The 20,371-nt window shown below is 65.6% G+C and carries 14 protein-coding genes; 4 read left to right on the plus strand and 10 right to left on the minus strand.

Annotated features, from left to right (window positions below; translation table 11 throughout):
* The first annotated feature begins 21 nt into the window (after positions 1 to 21).
* Both QP457_RS15450 and asd read left to right on the plus strand, forming a co-directional pair.
* Entirely contained in the window at positions 22 to 672 is a 651-nt protein-coding gene (locus QP457_RS15450) for an SCO family protein (protein WP_025876141.1), read from the plus strand.
* Entirely contained in the window at positions 669 to 1,511 is an 843-nt protein-coding gene (gene asd, locus QP457_RS15455; protein ID WP_099819031.1) for an archaetidylserine decarboxylase, read from the plus strand. The genes QP457_RS15450 and asd overlap by 4 nt, the downstream gene beginning before the upstream one ends.
* Before the next feature lie 113 nt (positions 1,512 to 1,624).
* Here the strand turns inward: asd and QP457_RS15460 are convergent, their stop codons facing one another.
* Both QP457_RS15460 and QP457_RS15465 read right to left on the minus strand, forming a co-directional pair.
* The gene (locus QP457_RS15460; RefSeq protein ID WP_180166314.1) at positions 1,625 to 1,972 is read right to left on the minus strand and encodes a ribonuclease E inhibitor RraB; all 348 of its coding nucleotides are present in this window, start codon (positions 1,970 to 1,972) and stop codon (positions 1,625 to 1,627) included.
* A gap of 23 nt (positions 1,973 to 1,995) precedes the next feature.
* On the minus strand, positions 1,996 to 3,606 hold the full coding sequence (locus tag QP457_RS15465) for a transglycosylase SLT domain-containing protein (protein ID WP_100553116.1): 1,611 nt from the start codon (positions 3,604 to 3,606) through the stop codon (positions 1,996 to 1,998).
* Between the two features lie 122 nt (positions 3,607 to 3,728).
* Between QP457_RS15465 and QP457_RS15470 the strand changes: the two genes are divergently transcribed.
* Together QP457_RS15470 and greB are read left to right on the plus strand one after the other, a co-directional pair.
* A complete protein-coding gene (locus tag QP457_RS15470) occupies positions 3,729 to 5,234 on the plus strand; it encodes a helicase HerA-like domain-containing protein (RefSeq protein WP_180166313.1) in 1,506 nt (501 codons plus the stop codon).
* Positions 5,235 to 5,312: 78 nt separating this feature from the next.
* Positions 5,313 to 5,828: a transcription elongation factor GreB gene (gene greB / locus QP457_RS15475; protein ID WP_100553118.1), complete on the plus strand. Its 516-nt coding sequence runs from the start codon at positions 5,313 to 5,315 to the stop codon at positions 5,826 to 5,828.
* Between the two features lie 42 nt (positions 5,829 to 5,870).
* On the opposite strand, the gene QP457_RS15480 is transcribed toward greB, so the two are convergent.
* From QP457_RS15480 to QP457_RS15515, 8 genes are all read right to left on the minus strand, one after another.
* Complete coding sequence (locus QP457_RS15480) at positions 5,871 to 6,695, minus strand: DUF3025 domain-containing protein (protein ID WP_205404773.1); 825 nt, start codon at positions 6,693 to 6,695, stop codon at positions 5,871 to 5,873.
* Entirely contained in the window at positions 6,692 to 8,053 is a 1,362-nt protein-coding gene (gene rimO, locus QP457_RS15485) for a 30S ribosomal protein S12 methylthiotransferase RimO (protein ID WP_180166311.1), read from the minus strand. The genes QP457_RS15480 and rimO overlap by 4 nt, the downstream gene beginning before the upstream one ends.
* Before the next feature lie 147 nt (positions 8,054 to 8,200).
* A complete protein-coding gene (locus tag QP457_RS15490) occupies positions 8,201 to 8,407 on the minus strand; it encodes a hypothetical protein (RefSeq protein WP_180166310.1) in 207 nt (68 codons plus the stop codon).
* Between the two features lie 88 nt (positions 8,408 to 8,495).
* Entirely contained in the window at positions 8,496 to 16,781 is an 8,286-nt protein-coding gene (locus QP457_RS15495) for a host specificity factor TipJ family phage tail protein (protein ID WP_205404774.1), read from the minus strand.
* The gene (locus QP457_RS15500) at positions 16,772 to 17,167 is read right to left on the minus strand and encodes a peptidoglycan endopeptidase (RefSeq protein WP_180166308.1); all 396 of its coding nucleotides are present in this window, start codon (positions 17,165 to 17,167) and stop codon (positions 16,772 to 16,774) included. Before QP457_RS15500 ends, QP457_RS15495 begins: the two co-directional genes overlap by 10 nt.
* Positions 17,167 to 17,628 carry a DUF1833 family protein gene (locus tag QP457_RS15505; RefSeq protein ID WP_032975025.1) on the minus strand — a complete coding sequence of 154 codons (462 nt, stop codon included), beginning with the start codon at positions 17,626 to 17,628 and terminating at the stop codon, positions 17,167 to 17,169. The genes QP457_RS15500 and QP457_RS15505 overlap by 1 nt, the downstream gene beginning before the upstream one ends.
* Complete coding sequence (locus tag QP457_RS15510; RefSeq protein ID WP_180166307.1) at positions 17,625 to 17,978, minus strand: hypothetical protein; 354 nt, start codon at positions 17,976 to 17,978, stop codon at positions 17,625 to 17,627. The genes QP457_RS15505 and QP457_RS15510 overlap by 4 nt, the downstream gene beginning before the upstream one ends.
* On the minus strand, positions 17,975 to 20,359 hold the full coding sequence (locus tag QP457_RS15515; protein ID WP_286040707.1) for a phage tail tape measure C-terminal domain-containing protein: 2,385 nt from the start codon (positions 20,357 to 20,359) through the stop codon (positions 17,975 to 17,977). The genes QP457_RS15510 and QP457_RS15515 overlap by 4 nt, the downstream gene beginning before the upstream one ends.
* Positions 20,360 to 20,371: the final 12 nt, after the last annotated feature.

Genomic DNA, 20,371 nt, shown 5'->3' on the forward strand with positions numbered 1-20,371 from the left:
CACTTCCTGCGGCGGAATCCCATGTTCAATCGCAACGTCGGCATCATCCTGCTGATCGCCCTGGCGGCGGGCCTTGGCCTGCTCGCCGCCCAGCAGGTGTTCGCGCCGAAGCCGCCGGCCGGGCAGCCGGCCACCGAAGCGATCACCCTGTACCCGCAGCCGCGCGCCCTGCCCGACTACAACCTGGCCCAGTCCGACGGCACGCGCCTGATTCCCGGCGAGCTGAAGGGCCACTGGACCCTGGTGTTCCTCGGCTTCACCTTCTGCCCGGACGTGTGCCCGACCACCCTGGCCGAGCTGGCCGGTGCGCAGAACCAGTGGGAAGCCCTGCCCGATGGCCTGCGCCCGCGCGTGCTGTTCGTCTCGGTCGACCCGGAGCGCGACACCGCCACCCGCCTCGGCGAATACGCCCATGGCTTCCACAAGGACACCCTGGCGGCGACCGCCGACATCCCCTCGCTGGAGCGCTTTGCCACCTCGCTGGGCTTCGTGTTCCAGAAGGTACCGGGCAAGCACTTCGACGAGAATCCCGAGGATTACACCCTCGAGCACTCCGCCAGCCTGGCCGTGCTCGATCCGCAGGGCCGGCTTGCCGGCCTGGTGCGGCCCCCGTTCAACGCGCCGGCGATCGCCCGCGACCTGCAGAAGCTGACCGAGAAATCCGCCCCATGAGTCTGACCACCGCCCTGACGTACGTCCTGCCCCACCGCCTGCTGTCCTCGATGGCGCGTTCGCTGGCGTACTCGGACAACCCGCGCGTATCGCGCTGGCTGATCGACACGGTCACCCGCAAGTTCAACGTCAACCTGGATGAAGCGGCCAACCCTGACCCGCGCAGCTACCCGACCTTCAACCAGTTCTTCACCCGCGCGCTGAAACCCGGCGCGCGCGTGGCCGATGCGGATCCGCGCAGCCTGGTGATGCCGGCCGATGGCCGCATCAGCCAGCTCGGAAAGATCGACGCCGGCCGCATCTTCCAGGCCAAGGGCCAGTCCTTCACCGCCGCCGAGCTGCTGGGCAGCGCCGAGGATGCCAAGCCGTTCAACGATGGGCTGTATGCCACGGTGTACCTGTCGCCGCGCGACTACCACCGCGTGCACATGCCGTGGACCGGCACCCTGCGCGAAACCGTGCACGTGCCCGGCCGCCTGTTCAGCGTTGGCCCGGCCGCGGTGAACAACGTGCCAGGCCTGTTCGCACGCAACGAACGCCTGGTCTGCCACTTCGACACCAGTTTCGGCCCGATGGTCAGCGTGATGGTCGGCGCGCTGCTGGTGTCGGGCGTGGAAACGGTGTGGAGCGGCGAAGAAATTCCGCATTACGGCGACCGCATCACCCGTAAGGATTACCGGGGTCGCGGCATCACGCTGCAGCGCTTCGAAGAGATGGCGCGCTTCAATTACGGCTCGACCGTGATCGTGCTGCTGCCTCCGGGCGTGGCCGAATTCGCCCCGCATCTGGATGCCGAGCATCCGGTGCAGCTGGGCCAGGCACTGGCGAAGCTGCGCTGAGGTTCATGTAGAGCCGAGCCGTGCTGGGCTCACGCTTGGCCAGTGGATCCACGCCATGCGTGGATGGCTTCAACGGAATGCCGGCCAGCGGCCGGCACTACCGGATGGGGGCGTTACTGCAGGGTCGGCGCCGGGCCGACGTCCATGCCGTCGTAGTCTTCCACGCCCATCTGCGTGGCCAGCGCGCTCAGTTCCTGGTTGCGCTTGTCCAGCGAGGTTTCGTCGTGGACTTCCACGCGCTCCACGTGCAGCACGTGGAAGGCAGCGTCACCGTCCTCCGGCTCCTGTTCGAACATCTCCACCAGCACATAGCCCTGCGCCTGCAGGTGGGTGGCCAGTGCCTGCAACGGCTCGGCGGTGGAGTGCACGAAGAAGTAACCCCACAACAGCGGGGCGTCCAGGTTCCAGTCGGTGTTCTCGCGGAGGTTGGTGAACAGGTTGCGGGTGTCTTCGAGGTCCATGCGATATCCAGAGTGCGGAGAGATTATTTGTCGCAGCCCTGCAGCTTCAGCACCTGGCCGTGGCGCAGGCTGTAGCCCGGGGCCTTGAGGCCATTGGCGCGGGCCAGCACCGGCACATCGCACTGGAACTTCGCGGCGATCCGGCCCAGGGTCTCACCCTTGCCCACCTTGTAGCTGCGGGCCGGCTTGGCGCGCGGGGCCGGCGCCGGGCGCGGCGCAGCCACGGGCGCTGCAGGCGTGGTCGGCACGCTGCTGGCGGCATTGGGATCGACCACCGGCACCACCCCGCCCACGGCCACGCTGCCGGTATAGCTGGCGGCGCTCGGGCGCACGATCGCGGCATTGAGGTCGGCGGTGATCAGGGTGCGGGCCAGATCCGCACGCGGGCCGCTGACGCAGTTGCGCGCGTACAGGCCGGCAATGCGGTTGGTGGCGTTGATGAGGGTCCCGGCCGGGATCCAGCCATCGGCTTCATAGCGCGGGTTGAGGTTGCGCAATGCGCGCATGTAGCCATCGCGGGTGCCATGGCTGCCCAGGCAGATGGTCAGCTCGTAGATCGTGGTCGAGCGGGCCAGGCGGATGGTGGCCGGCTGTGCATTGATCTTCGGGAACTCCACGCCGTACTGCTGCGGGTGCAGGAAGATCCAGGACGCGGCGATCACCATCGGCACGTAGTCCTTGGTCTCGCCGGGGAACTGGTTGTAGACGCTGTCCACCCAGAAGCTCTGGCCCGGGTACTGCTTGTAGACGCGCGCCGCGCGGCCCTCGCCGCCGTTGTAGCCGGCCAACGACAGTTCGACGTTGTTGTTGAGCTCGCGCATGCGCTCGTTGAGGTACGTCGCGCTGGCTTCGGCGGCGCTGCGCGCGTCGAAGCGGGTATCGAAACCGGTACCGTCCGGGCCCAGGCCGAAGCGGCGGCCGGTGGCCGGCATGAACTGCATCAAGCCCGCCGCGCCAGCACGTGAGGACGCATGCACGCGGCCATTGGACTCCTTGGCCATGATGCCGAACAGCAGCGCCTCGGGCAGGCCGCGCTTCTCCCATTCCGGCCACATCACCGCGCGCAGGTTCTGGTAGTTCTCGTAGGTGGTCATCAACGCCGGACGCATGTCGGTCAGCCAGCGGCGGATGCCGGCCTGCACGGCCGGGTTGTACTCGACCATGTTGTCGAAGGCATGGCGCTTGTCGTTGAGCAGCGCCGCTGCGCGGGCGGCCTCGGGCACGTCGGCAGCCAGCGGGCCGACATGGTCCGGGTCGGCTTCCAGGCGATCGCCGGCTTCATCGGCCACGTCATCATCGGCGGCGGCATCGGCGTCATGCTTGAGCAGCCGCTTGTAGGTCGCCAGCATGTTGCTCATCTGGCAGCCCTTCTGCTTCACGCACTCGCTGATGACATCTTCCATGTCCTCCAGCGCGGCATCGGCCTCGTTGCGACCCTTCGGATCGGCGTTGGCCACCAGCAGCACGGCATCGCTGTAGCGCTTCTCGGCAGCCGTCATGCGCTGCTGCAGTGTATCCACCTTCACCTTGTCCCGGGCCGAAACCCGCTGTGCGTGGGCCTCCGGCGCCAGGGAAACCAGGCCAGCCAGGGCCAGCAGCGGCCAGGTACGGGAAATCAGGACAGGAACGGGCATTGGTGGCACTGTGTATGAAACAGGCAGGCAGAGTAGCGGCGCTGCCAAGGTCGGGGCAAGCCGACCTTCGGCCCGTCACTGTCGGCGGTTAACATTGGCACATTCATCACAAGGGCTGGACCATGGATCCGATTCTGCTCGGCAAAGGCATCACCGACGATGTGGCTGTCACCCTGCTGCCGAAACTCGGCAACCGCCATGGGCTGGTGGCCGGCGCTACCGGCACCGGCAAGACCGTGACCCTGATGACCCTGGCCGAGGGTTTCTCGCGGATCGGGGTGCCGGTGTTCCTGGCCGATGTGAAGGGCGATGTGTCTGGTCTGGCGGTGCCGGGTACCGGCGCTGAGAACCTGCTCAAGCGCGCGGCCGAGATCGGCGTGGGCGACTACGCCCCGGCGGCCAGCCCCACCGTGTTCTGGGATCTGTACGGCAAGCTCGGCCACCCGGTGCGCACCACCGTGAGCGAGATGGGCCCGACCCTGCTGGCACGCATCCTGGAATTGAACGACACCCAGGCCGGCGTGCTCGACATCGTGTTCAAGCTGGCCGATGACCGCGGCCTGCTGCTGCTGGACATGGACGATCTGCGCGCCCTGCTCGGCCTGGTGGCCGAGGAGCGCAAGGACATCTCCACCGAGTACGGCCTGGTCAGCGCGCAGTCGGTGGCCGCCATCCAGCGCGCCCTGCTGCGCCTGGCGCAGGACGGCGGCGAGCACTTCTTCGGCGAACCGGCGCTGGAGCTGGCCGACATCATGCGGGTCAACCATGACGGCCGCGGTGTCATCGGCATCCTTGCCGCCGACCAGCTGGTGCTCAAGCCCAAGCTGTACTCCACCTTCCTGCTGTGGCTGCTGTCGGAGCTGTTCGAGCAGCTGCCCGAAGTCGGCGACCTCGACAAGCCGAAGCTGGTCTTCATTTTCGACGAAGCGCACCTGCTGTTCGACGATGCACCGCCTGCACTGGTACAACGCATCGAACAAGTGGTGCGGCTGATCCGCTCCAAGGGCGTGGGCGTGTATTTCTGCTCGCAGTTCCCGGACGACGTACCGGCCAACATCCTCGGCCAGCTCGGCAACCGCGTGCAGCACGCGCTGCGCGCATTCACCCCGCGCGACCAGAAGGCAGTGAAGACCGCCGCCGAGACCTTCGTGCCGAACCCGAAACTGGATGTGGTGAAGGTACTCAGCCAGCTCGGTACCGGCGAGGCGCTGGTGTCCACGCTGCAGGACAAGGGCGTGCCGATGCCGGTACAGCAGACGATGATCGCCCCACCGCGCTGCCGCATGGGACCGGTCACCGAGGCCGAACGTACGCAGGTGCGTGCCGGCAGCCCGGTCGGCACGCGCTACGACACTGCCGTCAACCGCGAATCGGCCGCCGAACTGCTGGCCCAGCGCGCGCAGAAGGCGGTTGAGAAAACCGATGCGCCGGCCGCACGCAGCCGTGAGCAGGACGAGGCGCAGGAAGGTGGCTTCGGACAATCGATCAAGGACGCAATCTTTGGCACCAAGCGCCGCCAGGGCATGATCGAGACGATGGCCAAGCAGACAACGCGTACGGTCGGTACCAAGCTGGGCAACCAGATCGTGCGCGGCATCCTCGGTGGCATCTTCGGCGGCAAGCGCTGAGAACCCCGGCAGCACCTTCGCGGCGCGCCGGCAGCGGCGCGCCGTATTTGTTTCATTCCGTACGAGAAGCCGCATTACATGTCGCGTTGGCGTCCCCCCGCAGAAAAGAGCACCGCGCTGATCACCGCCGCCGGCCATGCACGCTTGAAAGCCGAGCTGGATGAGCTGTGGCGGGTACGTCGACCCGAGGTGGTCAAGGCGCTGGCCGCCGCCGCGGCCGAAGGTGATCGCTCGGAGAATGCCGAATACACCTACCGCAAGAAGCAGCTGGGCGAGATCGATCGTCGCGTGCGCTACCTGACCAAGCGCCTGGAATCACTGCGCGTGGTCGACACCACGCCGACCGATCCGCAAGCGGTGTTCTTCGGTGCCTGGGTGGAGCTGGAGAACGTGGACAGCGGGCAGACCAGCCGCTACCGCATCGTCGGGCCGGATGAGACCGATGCAGGACTGGGCTGGATCAGCATCGATTCACCGTTGGCGCGGGCCCTGTTGAAGAAGCGCCTGGATGATGAGTTTTCGGTGGAACTGCCCAGTGGTCATCACACCTTTGCGGTGATCGATGTCGAGTACGAGACTGCGGCCAAGGGCTGAGCCTCTGGCGGGCGGCAGCGCTCAACGAGCACGGGCTCGGCTCTACAGGAGCGGCAGCGGCGGCGGGTAACGACGGCCTTCGCGCAGCGGGCGGAAATAATCGGCGTTCGCGAAGAAGGCTGGCGTCTGATCGGTGTGCCAACCCGGAATGCCCGCCAATGGCAGCGGGCGCAGCTCCAGAGGGTCGAGCAGCACCCTGCTCTCGTCGATGGCCTGCGCGACCGCACCGACGCAGTCCGCATCGTCATCGCCCTGCAGCACGATGCATTTGCCCACCAACAGCCGGCCCGGCAGCAGCGCCTGTTCCATCAAGGCATGACCAAATACAGCGGCAATGGCGATCCGCCCTGACTGCCAATGGCTCGGTTCGAACAACGCGCGCCAATCGTGAGCATCCCAGACTGCCAGCAACGCCGGATCGCGCACGCGCACCACCACGCCGGTTTCGTCGAACTGGGTCAGCGCAGCCTGCGCGCGGTTGCGCTGTCCGGCGGCCATGCGCTCGATGTGCCGGCATTGCTGCGTGTTGAGTGCGCACTTGATCGGCAGGTAGCATGCCCAGGCCAGGGCATTGAACAGGTCGTGCCAGTTGTCGGCACGGGTGGCGATGCGGCCTTCGGCGATGCGCGTTTCATAGTGCAGGCCATCGGCCAGCAGCGCCGCATCCTGTTCAACGATGCGCTTGCCCGGCAGCGCCAGGCGCGCGTCCAGGTCGGACACGCGCGGCCAGTCCGCTGTGGTCAGCAGATCACCGAATTCGGCGATACCGGCAAACACTGGATGATCGAACGCAGACCGATCCACCGCCGCGCGCAGCGGTGCCACGAAGCGGCGGGGGCCGCCATCAGCAGCCTCCGCCCCGGTCACAGCACCTTGAGGTCGAAGGCCGGGCGCGTGGTCGGCGGCAGTGCGTCGCCGTAGAGGTCGTGCTCGTCGCTCTCGGTGATTTCCACGTCGACGAACTCACCCACGCGCAATGTCACCTGGTCGGCGTTCTGGATGTGCACCAGGCCGTCGATCTCCGGCGCATCGGCCTTGGAACGGGCCACGGCGATATCGCCTTCGATGGCATCGACCAGGCATTGCTGCACCGTGCCGATCTTGGCTTCCAGACGCGAGGCCGAAATCTGCGCCTGCTTTTCCATGAAGCGCGCCAGTCGTTCCTGCTTCACCTCTTCCGGCACCGGGTCCGGCAGGTTGTTGGCCGTGGCGCCCTCGACGGGCGAATAGGCGAACGCACCGACGCGGTCCAGCTGCGCTTCGTCCAGGAAGGACAGCAGCTCTTCGAACTCGGCCTCGGTCTCGCCCGGGAAACCGACGATGAAGGTCGAACGCACGGTGATGTCCGGCGCGATGCGGCGCCAGTTCTGCACGCGCTCCAGGGTCTTTTCGACCGCGCCGGGGCGCTTCATCAGGCGCAGGATGCGCGGGCTGGCGTGCTGGAACGGGATGTCCAGGTACGGCAGGATGCGGTTCTCGGCCATCAGCGGCACCACGTCATCGACGTGCGGATACGGATAGACGTAGTGCATGCGCACCCACGCATCCAGCTCGGACAAGCCTTCGCACAGTGCCTTCAGACGAGTCTGGTAGGCCTTGTCGCGCCACATCTTCTCGGCGTACTTCACATCCACGCCGTAGGCCGAGGTGTCCTGCGAAACCACAAGCAGTTCGCGCACGCCGCCGCGCACCAGGCGCTCGGCTTCGCGCAGCACGTCATCCACTGGGCGCGAGACCAGCTTGCCGCGCATCGACGGAATGATGCAGAAGCTGCAATGGTGGTTGCAGCCCTCGGAAATCTTCAGGTAGGCGTAGTGGCGCGGGGTCAGCTTGATGCCGTAGTCCGGCACCAGATCCACGAACGGGTCGTGCTTGGGCGGCAGCGCTGCATGCACGGCTTCCATCACACTCTGGTAGTCCTGCGGCCCGGACACCGCCAGCACGTTCGGGTATGCCTCACGGATCTGCTCCGGGCGCTTGCCTAGGCAGCCGGTGACGATGACCTTGCCGTTCTGGTTCATCGCCTCGCCGATCGCATCCAGCGATTCGGTCACCGCCGAATCGATGAAGCCGCAGGTGTTGACCACCACCACGTCGGCCGAATCGTAGGACGGGACGATGTCGTAGCCTTCCGACCGCAGCTGGGTGAGGATGCGCTCGGAATCGACGAGGGCCTTCGGGCAGCCAAGGCTGACGAAGCCGACTTTGGGGTTCAGCTGGGACATGGAATCGCGGGACTCTGGGGGCCTGGGCCCCTGCCGGCATGGCAGGGGAACCTGGGGGCCGGGGCCTTAAAGGGCGCCAGTATACCGGGGTTGGGCCATGGTCCCTGAACTGCCGCGACAGCCCCTTGTCCGCCCCATCCCGACCTTTCAGGACAGGGCGGAGGGCAATTCGTCCACTTCCACCGGCTCGAACCGATACAGCCCCCCGAACTTCAGGGCGTAGGCATCGGCCGGTGCCACCGGAATCACCATCTGCGGCAGGACCGCCTCCCCCTCCGCGCGGAAGTGCAGGTTGACCACGCCGGGTTGCTCCACGGCGCGGGTAAGCAGGACAAGTCGAGCATTGAATTTCATGAGAACTCCAGGAAAAAAAGAGGCCGCTTTCACCGGCGGCCGATACGGTTGACAAGCAAGGCGTCTGCCGTCGCCGGCAGACGCCCTGTCACCACACACCCATGCGCACGCGCAGACGTCCGGCTTCGTCGAAGACACGCCAGTTGCCGTCGCTGTACTCGGTACGCCGGCCGCCGCCCGGTGCGCTGACGCTGAATGCATCGGCCACCACGTCGAAGCGCGAGACCAGACCATTGGAAGCCAGCTGCACACCCCCTACCCTGCCGTCGGCGCGGACGTTGACCGACCACTGTGCCGATGACTCGGTGCCACCTGCCGACCAGGTCGGTGGCGTGGTTGCTGCCGCATCCACCTGACTGAGCATCGGGCGGAACAGCCAGAAATAAGGCGTATCTCCACCGGTTCCAATCACGATGACGCGGAAGCGCGCAAAAGACGCCGTTGCGGGTGCCTTGGTGATCAGGAATGTCCGCGACAAGCGGTCGAGCGTGATCGGAGTTCCCGTATCGCTCCTCACACCAGGGCTGTGGACCAGGCCAAGATGATTGCCGGACGCATCGAAGAACGTCATCTCCAGCTTGGCTTCCACGCGATGGGTATTGATCCAGGCAGACGCGCAATAGGTCTTGCCCCCCTCGATGGCGATGTCGTACTCGGTTCCCCACCACGCCACTTCACCTGCCGCGACGATACCGGGTGTCACCGCGCCCAGCCCGAAGATGCCCTGCGGATGCCAACTGTCATCGCCGGTGGGGTTGCCAAGTTCGGACCAGCGCGCGTTCGGATTGCTTCCCCATCCCCAGCCCGAGCGCTGCCAGAACGGGAAGGTGGTGTTCATCAGCAGGTTGCCGCCCGAACCGAGGTTCCTGACCTGCGCCTGCATGCTGGTAACCACGGCAGCGTCCGCCTTGCCGCCCAACGATGCCTGCACGCCATCCACGCGCCCGGACAGTGCCGTCAGCTGTGTTCCCTGCTGGCTCACCTGGCTTTTCAGCTGCGAGAAGCCGCTGGCCGACACATCGCCCACCTGCGTCTTGAGCTGGGTCAGGTCACGCGCGGTGGTGTCCAGCTTGCTGCCCTGCTGCGCAACGGACGTGCTGAGCCCGCTGATCGCTGAGGCATTGGCATCATTGGCCAACTGATCGGTGATGTCGTACACCTGCACACTGTCCACGCGCACCTGGCCATTGTCCGGATAGGCATACACATTCAGCCGCCACGCGTCGATCCCGCTGTTGAACGCATCGAAATCGAACGTGCGGGTCTCGAATGCCTCCACAGCGAACACGGCACGCAGGTCCTGGTTGGACTGCTGTCCGGCGACGCTTCTGCGATACATCCGCACCATCAGGTTGTTCGCCCCACCTGCGCCACAGGCACGTACGACCACGCGCAATCGACGCGCACCATTGATTGGCACCCACTTGCCACCATTGGGCTGCAGCGTGGGATTCACACTGGTATATCGATTGAGCAGCACGCCCGGACGGCCGTCGCCGTTGACCGTGCTCCACACTGCGCCGTTGGCGGCTGCCGATGCGGTCCAGCCTCCCAGGCCCTCTGCGAAATCGGGATTGGGCAGCAGGCCGCTGCCGGTATTGAGCACTCCCTTCAGGCTGCTGGAAAGATCAGTGACCTGCTGTGCCTGTGCATCGATCCTGGTGCCCTGCTGGTCCACCTTCGTGGTCAGCGCAGTGACTGCCGTTGCCGTGGCGGCGGCGCTCTGCTGGGCGGCGTAGGCATCGGTGACATCGATCATGCGGATATCATCAACCTGTACGCGGACGCCCACTTCCCGTGCGCCATTTCCACCCGGGATACTGACGAGCATCCGCCACTTCGCGGCAGAGGCCGCAGTATCCATGTAGCCGCTGACCTTGGTCCATGCATCCTTGCGCAGGGAGGCCAGTGCATAGGCCTGCAATGGCCACAAGCTTTCCGCGTTGGCTTCGTTGGTAGTCTGCCAGCCCACCCGGATGGAACCTCCGGTCGGCTGGATGCTGTCCGGATGCAGGCGTGCGTAGTACTCCACGTAGATGCGACGATTGCCGGTGATGGGGGTCCACTGGCCGACGTACATGTCCGCGTTTGTGCTCTGGCTGGTGTTGGCTGCGACATTCACGTCCAGGCCCCGCTCACCGGTCCGGCGCGCATCGGCGCGGGCGGTGTAGATCGTGCCCGCCGCACTCGCCAGCAGTTGGCCGTCCTGGAAGGTTTCGAACGATCCCAGCGGGAACAGGCTGTCGCTTCCGTTGAGAATCGACTGCACATCCGACTGCAGCTTGACCACATTGGTCGCGCTGCTGGTGACGCGGTCGCCAAGCTGCACCACGTCGGTGCGCAGGTTGGAGATCGCCGTGGCATTGCCGGCGATGTCCTGTGCATCGGTGATGTCGTAGAACTCGACGCGGTCGAACAGCACCTTGCCATTCGCATTGGTCAGATGCACCTGCGGCATCACTTCATTGCGGTCAAGCCCCGTCGACCACTCCGCCGTGTACGTTTTCCAGGCACCGTCAGTCAGGTTCAATGTCACGTCCGCATGGCTTTCGCCAACGCCCGTGGTGCGCACCCTCAGGCGACATACCAGCGTCGCCGTCGCGCCATCGAAGGCACGGGCGATCATCACCATCCGGTACCGGCGTGACTTGCCGGCAGCCACCGGCAACCAGCGCGCATCATTGGCCGTGATTGCCGGATTCTGGCCCGCCTGCGGCCCGTGCGTCATCAACAACGCATCGCCGCCCTGGCCAGAGGCCTTCACCCACTCCACGGTGTTGGCCGGCAGCGTGCGGGTCAACGTCCACCACGCGGCACTGCCGGCGAAGGTGCTGTTGCGCAGCAGGTTGTCATTGCTCACCACGGACGTATCGATCCGTGCACCCAGACTGGTGATGCTGTCCGCCGCAGATGCCAGGTCGGTGCCGAGCTTGCCCACATCGGTGCGCAGCCCGGTCAGCGCTTCGGCATTGGCCCGCGAGGCACGGTCGAGCGCCGACGAGTCCTGCGATCCGGTCGGCACACCATTGAGCAGGGTGATGGTCATTTCCACCCACATGCCAACGCGGCTGGCATCCAGCGCGGGCGGAGACAGGATCTGCCTGCCGCCACCGGCGCCACTCTTCCTGCGCCCGACCATCACCAGCATCCGTCCGCCGGAAAGCGCCACAAGATTCTCCTGCGACAGACCGGCATCAAGCAGGCGCGTGCGCAGGCCGACGGTGTCGGCGTTGGTACCACTGCTGATCGCCCCCACCGCGTCAGACGTATAGGCGATGAAGTACTGGTTGTCCTTCAGGGTCTCGTCGTACCAGGCGTTGAAACGGGCCGATTCAGCCTGCAGATTGCCGTACGTGTCGAACACAGCGGTACTGCTGATGCTGTTGTCCGCATTGATCACCCCTACCCGCAGGCCGCGGTTGGCCCCCATGCCGGCCACGATGCTGCCGTTGGCGCGGTAAACACCCGATGCACGCGGTCCGCCGGTGGGCCAGGCGTTGATGTGCGCATTGGCAATGATGTTGTAGGCCACCATGTTGCCGATACCGGACGCCAGGCGTGTCACATCCTCGGCGGCGGTCGTCAGCTTGCCATCGATCTGCTCCACCTTGGTCGACAGACCCGTGATCGCCGAAGCATTCGCATCGGCGTCGGTCACCTCCTCCACCCACAGGTCATCCAGCCACAGCGTGCCGGCCGTGCCGTTGCGATTGATCGTGACCTTGATGCCCTGCACCGTGCCGGAGGCCGGCAGGTTCACGAAGGTCTCGGTTTTCACCCAATCCACGGACCTGGGGAACGACGCTGTCGCAGCCGCCATCAGATTGCCGTTCTGGTCGCCGATACGAAGCTTGGTATTGTCGGCCGTACCATCGAAGTCCTCGCTGGTCCGCGTCCAGCAGGAAACGCGATAGCGGCGCCCGGCCGTCAAGGCAATGATCCGCCCCTCATTGACCGCCGCGCTGACCACCGTGTTGGCGCCACCGGCATAGGGGCCGGCCTTCCAGCACAGGCTGTTGCCACGCCCCTCCCGCACCACCGATGCAGCCGTTGTATTGAAGAACGTCCAACCTTCGGGGCCCAGGTTGAAGTCACCATTGAGCGCGAGGTTGCTGCCCGCCCCCATCACCGCCTCCATCCGGCTCTTCAGCTGCACCAGGTCCTGGCTGCTGGTGGTGACTTTGCCGTCAAGTTGCCCCACTTCCGACTTCAGCGCATTGAAGGCACTGGAGCCGACCTTGTCACCCATCGTGGCGTCCAGGCTGTCCACACGACGCCCCAGCGCGGTATCGGCAGTGACCATTGCCTGTTGCAGGCTGCTGACGCTTGCATTGGTAGCCACCGCGCCGGTACCTGCGGGCATGCGTGCCTGCAGTGCCTGGATCGATTGTGCGTTGACCTGGTCACCGCTGAGCCGCGCGGACTTCTCCGCCGCGATCAGGCCCTGGCTGACGCCCGCCAGATCGCTTCCTTCGTAACTGCCTCGCAGCTGCACGCCGAGTGTCTCTCGACGACTGGCCTCGCTGGAATCGGCTGCGATGCGTGCACTGGCTTCGTCCTGCAGCATCGCCACCGATGCTCCCGGTGTCGGTCGGCCGATCGCCACCCAGTCCAGCAGGAAGTAGTGGGCATCGGTCTGCGCCTTGGACAGATCCAGGCGGATCTGGTCGACCACGGTTCCGTTCCACGGAATGTTGTCCACATCCAGCGTCGCGATGCCATTGCTGTCATAGCCCGGCTCTGCGAACTGCACCATGCGCGCGTCGTCCCACGACTGGCCGGGGCCGTTCCACAGCAGTCGCCCGTCCCAGGCAGGACTACCCACCTTGCGGATGCGCAGCTTGACGAAGCGGTGCGCCGCGCCCTGGACGTCCTGGCCACGCGGGCTGGTCACGAAGGCATCGCTGGCGTGGTTGGCCGGACGCAGCCAGCCAGCCACCAGCGTAGGACTGCCACCGTTCGCGCCCCATCCTTCCACGCTGCTGTCGAAGTACCAGATGCGCTTGCTGTCAAACTGCACGCCACTGCCGGCCGACAGCTGGCTCACCATCCGCGTGAGATTCTCGACATCCGACCGGCGTTCGCTGGTTTCGCGGCTCACCGCCGTGGTCAGCTCGGTGCGGGTATTCAGATCGCCTGCAGCGCGGTCCAGCACTTCGCGCGCCAGGCCATCGGTGCTTGCCTTGATCGCCAGCGCCTGCTGGTCCAGCTGCCCGGCCTGCTGGGCAAGGTGCGTGGCACTCTCGGTGATCTGTCCCTGCAGACGCAGCGATTCACTGCGCAGTGCTTCGGCCGCCTGGGTGGCGTTGGCCAGGTCGTTGTCGATGCGGGCAGTGATTTCCTTGCCCAGATCCTGCTTGACCGACTCCACCACGCCACCGATTCCCTCCAGCGTCTGCCCGACGTTGCGGCCAAGCGAACGTCGCACGTAGCGGGCGGCCGTCGACAGTACGCCCGAGGTGTTGCGACTGCGGCAGGCAAAGGTCCAGCTGCCCGACGCCGGCAGCACCGCTTCGATCGCGGCAGTGAAGAAGCCACCCGCATCGCCGAGCGGTGTCATCTGCTCCCACAGCGGGTTGTCGATGCTGCCCGCGGTGTAGCGGATCTCCACACCGGCGAAGTCGGTCGATTGCACCGTATCGCTGAAGAAGCCCCATACGTAGCGGCGCACACCGCCACTGAGCTCTTCGATGTCGAACAGGTCGACCAGGACAGGCGGGGCATCGGCGCCCATAGTGGTGTACTGGATGGATACCGCCACGCCGGCGCGTCCCTCCGGACTGTACGGACGCACGACGACGGGATAGGTGCCCGCACCGGGGATCGACCAGCTTGCCGAGCGCGTCGTGGTGCGTGCGACTTCCTCCAACGCGGCATTGCCGTCTGGATCGGACAGCACCAGCGTGTCACCCACCGGCCCGCTGATGTCGAAGCTCGCCTGCAGTTCGGTATGGACGCTGCCGCCCTGACTGACCTGCCGTTCGATCACTTTCAGGTTGCTGGCGATCGGCCGGGTCTGCAGCGACGATTCGTTCGACGGCGGCACGTACTGGCCGGTGCGCACGTAGTGCCAGAACGCGGGCCCTTCCTGCACCACGTCCACCGATGCACCCTTGAGGTCGCCTTCCGGACGGATGCCGGTCACGCGCACGCGGGTACCCGGCGTCTGCTTGAAATCGTAGATCCAGATCGTGTCGTGGGCAGGATTGTTCTCGCTGCTGCCAGGCAGCGACGCGTCGGCCGGCCAAGGGTCCGCCAACACCAGGGTGTCGCTCGGCTCACTGCCAGGTACCACGCGCAGTACGCGGTAGACGCGCTCGCCCGGGATGCGCAGGCCAATGAACGCACTGCCCACCGCCGGCGGCGGCACCGGCTCGTCCAGCTGCAGCGTGGTCACACCTTCGGCATCGACCGTCGCGCCGATCAGGCGGCCACCGAAGCCCCACTGGGTCAGGTCGTGCTGCAACGCCAGCACCGACAACCGCGAGTAGGCCAGGTGCTCGATGTCGGTGCTGTAGCTGATCGACTTGTACTGATAGACGCTCTGCGCCAGATGCCAACGCGCCAGCATCGCGGCGTGGGCTTCGGTGCTGACGCCCTCGCCGGTGATCTTGGCCGGGTTGAGCATCACTTCCACACCCGGTGCCGGCACGCGCAGCGTCGCCGCCTTCCAGGTGCGGCGGTCCAGATAGCTGTACTCGATGCCGTCGGCGGCATTGGCCAGGGTGTAGTCGACCTGGAACTGGCCCTTCTTGATCGTCGCCATGTTGACTACGCCGGAGAGCGGCTGCTCGTCGGCGGCCCATGCCACGCCCAGGCGACCCTTTGCCCATGTCACCTGGCCGAAGCCGGCCAGGGCGATGGCGTCCAGTACCGCCTGGTGGCTGCGCACTTCGGTCAGCCAGTAGTCATAGCCAAGCGCATTGTCTGCGCAATGCAACATGAAGGCCTTCAGGCTTTCAATGTCGATGCGTCGATCCGCCATGCCCAGGCCGGCGATACGCTTGCCATTCTCGTCGTTGATGCCACGCACGTAGGCCAGAATCTGCGCGCCCGGGTTGCTGGTCTCCTCGGTCACCCAGCCAACCGCATCGCCCTTCCACACCGGGATCGGCCGCGAATGGGCCACGCAGCGGATTTCATCCGGGGTGCCGTTGAGCTGGCCGGAGGCCTTCATCTGCAGGCCGATCGCGGGAATGCCGGCATGGCTGGCATCGTCACGCTGCACGCTGACCAGCGTGGTCCAGGTGAAGTTCGCCTGCGCACCGCTGCCATCGGTGTTCTGTCCAGCCACGCGCACACGCACGTCGTACTGGCCAAGCTCCACATCGCGACCGTAGCTCACCCGACGCGCTTTCTGCGTGCGCCCCACAAGGTTGTAGTTGCCGAACAACTGCCAGTTGGTGGTGCCTACCGGGCGGTACTGGATCTGGAGCTGCTCGCGGTTGTCCTTGTCCTTGCCCTTGGAGGTCGTGTCCCACAGACGGAATTCAACGTTCACCTGCAGGCGCAGCGTCTCGGCCGAACTGGTGCGCTCCACCCACGGGCTGGCCACATGCTTGGCGTCGCTGCCGGTATCCAGCAGTTGAGCGCCTTCGATCACGTCCGCATTGCTGTACAGCGGAATCGCTTCGTCCGGCATCTGCGGGAAGCCGCGGAACCAGGTGCGCACCCCCTCATAGCTGGACAGCGGTGACTCACCGTTCTGCAGCGCCTCGACACGGCCGACATTGATGCCTGGGCTCAGGGTCATGCCGACGAACTGTTCATCGCCCTCGAACCAGGTATAGGGACGGCTGATCAGATCGGGCGCCACGCGCGTGGAGCCGAACAGCAGGCCCAGCGGCTCATAGGCGCGCACGCGGTTGCGAGGCGCAGCCAGCGAATAGGCGGTATCGGCAACACCACCACCACCGGGCCGGGGAGGCTTCGGGCCCAACACCTTGTTGATCAGCACGCTGCCGGCCACGTACACCGCTGACGCCAGAGCAGTGCCGTAGGTGGCGCTAAGCCCCGCTACCGCGCCCGCGCCCCAGGCCGAGCCTGCCACCAGCGTGCCGATGCCGAAGGTGAAGTAGGTCAGCGCGATCATCGCCACCAGCGGGATCACCGCTTTGCCGACCACGCTGCGCACCTCGATCAGCTGCCCATGCCGCGGGCGCACCTGCATCCACTGCTCACGCGGGACATCGATACCATCCACGCAGACCTGCCAGGCCTGCCCATCGAGGCCATCGATATGGCGCATGAGGAAGGCGTACAAGCTTTCGCCCGGGCGCAGGTCGACCGGCACGTTGCGCTGGCCATCCAGCAGCACCGGATGCGGGGTGATGATGAGGCGACCGTCGGTCGCCGGTTGTGGGGTCAGTTCCATGCGTAGTATCCCTCGATCCTCAGCCCATATCCGGGCAGGTCACGAACGCGGTGCAGCACGCTGCAGCCGTTCGTTTCATTGCTGTGCAGAACCCAGCCCTCGTGGGCCAGGAAAAAGAAAACCCCGGCATGGCCGGGGTTGTGCTGTCCGCGTTCAATCATCAGTACCAGGTCGCCATCCTGCGGTGGGCCCTCGCGGGCAACCGCCTGCGCGCGCGACAGCGCGCCCAGCTCGGCCGAGCCGCGCCGCCCGCGCGGTCGCCGTCCGGGCAACTCCACTTCACGGGCGAACAGCGCCCGCTGCACCTGCACCACCAGGTCGGCGCAGTCGCACGCGGCTTCGTCATAGGGAATGCCCACCCATCGCTCGACGTCGACCAGGCGCATCAGAAGATCCCCGGCAACGTGAAAGGATTGGCGTGCAGCAGCACGGCCTGCTGGCGCATCAGGAAATCGACGCCGCACTGGGCGCTGACCGTACGCGTGTTGACCGATACCTGGGTCATCGGCAGGTCGTACTCGGCCTCGATGGCATCCGGGTTGGCACGGTCGGTCAGCATCAACCGGGCGGTCACCATCTCGCCCGGGGCCAGTGCTTCCAGGTCTTCGGTGAGTGCGCGGCCGATATTGTCGATCACCAGCTGCGCACGCGGAGCCTGCCCGCTGACGTCGTCGGGAAGCTGAAAGCCGAATGGCGCGGCGATGAACTCGCTGCCGTTGCTGGTCCAGTTCACGTTGTCGTTGACGATCCGCAGTACTTCCGGCATCGATGGTGCCGACACTTCCAGCAGCATCAGCGGCCCCTGGGTATCGGCCAAGCGCTGGCGACGTTCATGGAACGAGCTCATCGCATGTACTCCAGCACCAGATCACGCTTGGAAAAACGGAACTGGGTGTTGAGCGGCATCAGGCGGCCGATCCCCTGCGGAAAGCGGGCGCTGATCGGCTGCCCGGTCCGCGGGTGCTCCATCGTGAACCAGCCGACACGACCGACATCGCGCAGGTACCACTCCTCGAACGCCTCGGCGTCGGCCGCACTGCGGAACTGCACCGAGGCATACACATTCTTCATCACCCGGCTGTTGAGCGCGCGCATCTTGCTCGGCCCGCGCTCCATGTCGGTCCGCTCTTCGGACGCGACGATCTCCTCGCCATAGTCGGCGAAACGAATCTCTGCATACTCTGGCCAACTGCTCATCCCACTGCCTCCGTCCATCCATATCGGGCCCGTCCAATGGCGCCCAGCTCGCCACCGTTGAGGCTGTCGCCCACGATGTCGATCACCAGTCGCCGCACTTCGCTGCCATCCGGCATGCGTTGTCGCTCTTCCCGGGTATTGACCCGGCTTTCGCCGTAGTTGTTGATTTCCACGTTCATCCCACCCTCGCCGGCTCGGGCGATCGGCACCTGCACATAGCCACCGCTGTCGCCACCGGACAGGCCATTGCCGGTCCGCAGCGACGTGCGCAGGGCAAAGAATGCCGATGGACCGCCGAGTGCTGCCATGTCTTCCTGGCTGAGTACACCTTCGCCCTTGTGGACGATGCCGGCCGGTTCGTACTTGCCACCGGGGCCTGTGTAACCGCCGATGGAAAAGCCGGTGATCTTCGGCCCGAACAACTGCCCGACCGACCTGATCAGTCCACTGACCATCTGTTTGGCTGCCAAGCGCGCCAGATCGGCGATGATCGAGTCGGCCAGGTCGGAGAAGGACAGCTTGCCGGTCTGGGCAAACTTGACCAGGCCTTCTTCCAGCCCCCCCAGGGCATTGCTGAACACGCCGTGGCTCAGCTCGGCAGCGTTGGCGGCAGCGTCGGCGTAGTCCTCGAAGGCCCGCATCGCGCCGTTCTTCCAATCGGACTGGTATGCCTTCTTGCTCTCCTGGAACGCGGCCTCGCGTTGCAGGGACTGCTCATGGAACGCATCGAGCTCGGCCAGCAGGGTCCTGTAGCGCTCCGATTCGATGACCTTGCCGTCTTCACTGCGCGACTCGTCGTCCAACGCACGCTTTCGGTTGTCGCGGTCCTCATCCAGCGCGGAACGGCGTTGCATGCGATCCACGCTCGCTGCGCCATGGCCGATGCCGAACAGTTCCTGGTCGTTGCCGCGCTGCTGTGCCTGCGCCGCCTGCTGGAGCTCCCGCTGCAGCTTCAGCAGGTCCTGCTGGGCCTTCTTCGTAGCCTCAAGTGCTGCCGCTTCCTTGGCGTTGACGACAGCGCCCGCGAGCGATGCTTCGATCCGCTGGCGCCTTTCCAGACTCAGCTGTTTTTCGGCATGCCGCATTTCATCCAGCAGGGTGATCTGCAGCTTCTCTGTCGCAGTCATGCCCTCCTTCAACTGGCTCTGCACCCGGTCCTGTGCGATCTGCTTGTCAACGCGGTCGATAAGAGATTGATAAGCCGCCGCTTCAGCATCGACCCGCTCAACAGTCCGCTGCGATCCCTGCTGTTGCTCGCGCAACCGATCCTTGCGCTCGATGTCCGCCTTCTTCAGCGCCGCCAGCGCATTGAATTCGGCGCGGCTACGCGCGTTCATCTTGTCCGGGCCGCCGGCTGCATTGATCTGCTTTCCACGCTCGACCATCCACGCCGCGTACTCGCCACGGGTCTGGCGGATCCATTCCACCTCATCCCGCCACGCATCACCCTGCATTCCGCCCAACATGCCGCTGATGGCCGAGCCCGCCTGCAGCGCCTCCCACTTGGCAGCGCCAAGCTCCGCCTTGAGCTGGACCAACGTCTGGATGTCGAGATTGCTGATGGCGTCCTGGACCCTCTTGAACAGCTCTGGATCCATTGAGCCACGGATATGTTCCTGCAGCTCCTGGAACTGGCGCCGCACCGGATCGGTCTTGCCTTCAAACTCCTTCAAGGCGTCCTGCGCGGCCTTCAGCCCTGCGTAGTCGGCCCCCGCGCTCATGCCGGCGCCCTCCCGCGCCGACTGCTGGCCATAGGCCACGCGCCCTTCCCAATGGGTGACGGCCCCCTCCAGCGCGCGCTTGCGCGCTTCGAGCTCGCGCATGGCCTTCGCCTGCTCATGCAGCGAAGCGACGGCGACATCCATCGGCATGCTGCGATCCCGCAGACCCTTGCCGACTTCATCCATCGTGAACGACATCAGCTTCAGCGATTGCATCTGTTCATTGAACTCGGCGCGGGCACGTTCGGATGCCTTGACCATGTCCACGTACGCTTCGCCCAGCTTCTGCACCGACGCGATGGCGATGCCCCATGGGCCGCCTGCAGCAGTCAGCAGGCCGTTGCCAAGCTCCTTCACGCCGCTGCGGAGTACATCTTCCCCGCCTTTTGCGCTTGCCCCTGCCTTTGCCGCCGCGCCTTCCGGTGCCGAATGCACACGCGCCAGGGCCGCTGCCGTCCGCTCTGCCTCTGCGCGCAGCGTCTTGAGATTCTGCGTTGCCAGGCGGCTGGCCTCCGCCATTGCGTTACGGAAGCCCGTCGTGTTGACCCGCAGTACTACGTCTAGATTCTGGTTAGTGGACGCCATATGCGTTCCTCCAAGAATGATGAGGGGCCCCGCAGGGCCCCAGGTTCGATTGCATGCCTCACCTCGGAGAAGCAATGCCCTGCCCCG

Origin of the sequence: Stenotrophomonas sp. As-7 (genome assembly GCF_030291015.1) — a bacterium.
Taxonomy (GTDB): Bacteria; Pseudomonadota; Gammaproteobacteria; order Xanthomonadales; family Xanthomonadaceae; genus Stenotrophomonas; species Stenotrophomonas lactitubi.

What these genes read in the sequence shown, in the direction of transcription:
- QP457_RS15470 (WP_180166313.1), top strand. Translation starts at nt 3,729, where the DNA reads ATGGATCCGATTCTGCTCGGCAAAGGCATCACCGACGATGTGGCTGTC.
- QP457_RS15450 (WP_025876141.1), top strand. Translation starts at nt 22, where the DNA reads ATGTTCAATCGCAACGTCGGCATCATCCTGCTGATCGCCCTGGCGGCG.
- rimO (WP_180166311.1), bottom strand. Translation starts at nt 8,053, where the DNA reads ATGTCCCAGCTGAACCCCAAAGTCGGCTTCGTCAGCCTTGGCTGCCCG.
- QP457_RS15490 (WP_180166310.1), bottom strand. Translation starts at nt 8,407, where the DNA reads ATGAAATTCAATGCTCGACTTGTCCTGCTTACCCGCGCCGTGGAGCAA.
- asd (WP_099819031.1), top strand. Translation starts at nt 669, where the DNA reads ATGAGTCTGACCACCGCCCTGACGTACGTCCTGCCCCACCGCCTGCTG.
- greB (WP_100553118.1), top strand. Translation starts at nt 5,313, where the DNA reads ATGTCGCGTTGGCGTCCCCCCGCAGAAAAGAGCACCGCGCTGATCACC.
- QP457_RS15500 (WP_180166308.1), bottom strand. Translation starts at nt 17,167, where the DNA reads ATGCGCCTGGTCGACGTCGAGCGATGGGTGGGCATTCCCTATGACGAA.
- QP457_RS15465 (WP_100553116.1), bottom strand. Translation starts at nt 3,606, where the DNA reads ATGCCCGTTCCTGTCCTGATTTCCCGTACCTGGCCGCTGCTGGCCCTG.
- QP457_RS15495 (WP_205404774.1), bottom strand. Translation starts at nt 16,781, where the DNA reads ATGGAACTGACCCCACAACCGGCGACCGACGGTCGCCTCATCATCACC.
- QP457_RS15505 (WP_032975025.1), bottom strand. Translation starts at nt 17,628, where the DNA reads ATGAGCTCGTTCCATGAACGTCGCCAGCGCTTGGCCGATACCCAGGGG.
- QP457_RS15460 (WP_180166314.1), bottom strand. Translation starts at nt 1,972, where the DNA reads ATGGACCTCGAAGACACCCGCAACCTGTTCACCAACCTCCGCGAGAAC.
- QP457_RS15510 (WP_180166307.1), bottom strand. Translation starts at nt 17,978, where the DNA reads ATGAGCAGTTGGCCAGAGTATGCAGAGATTCGTTTCGCCGACTATGGC.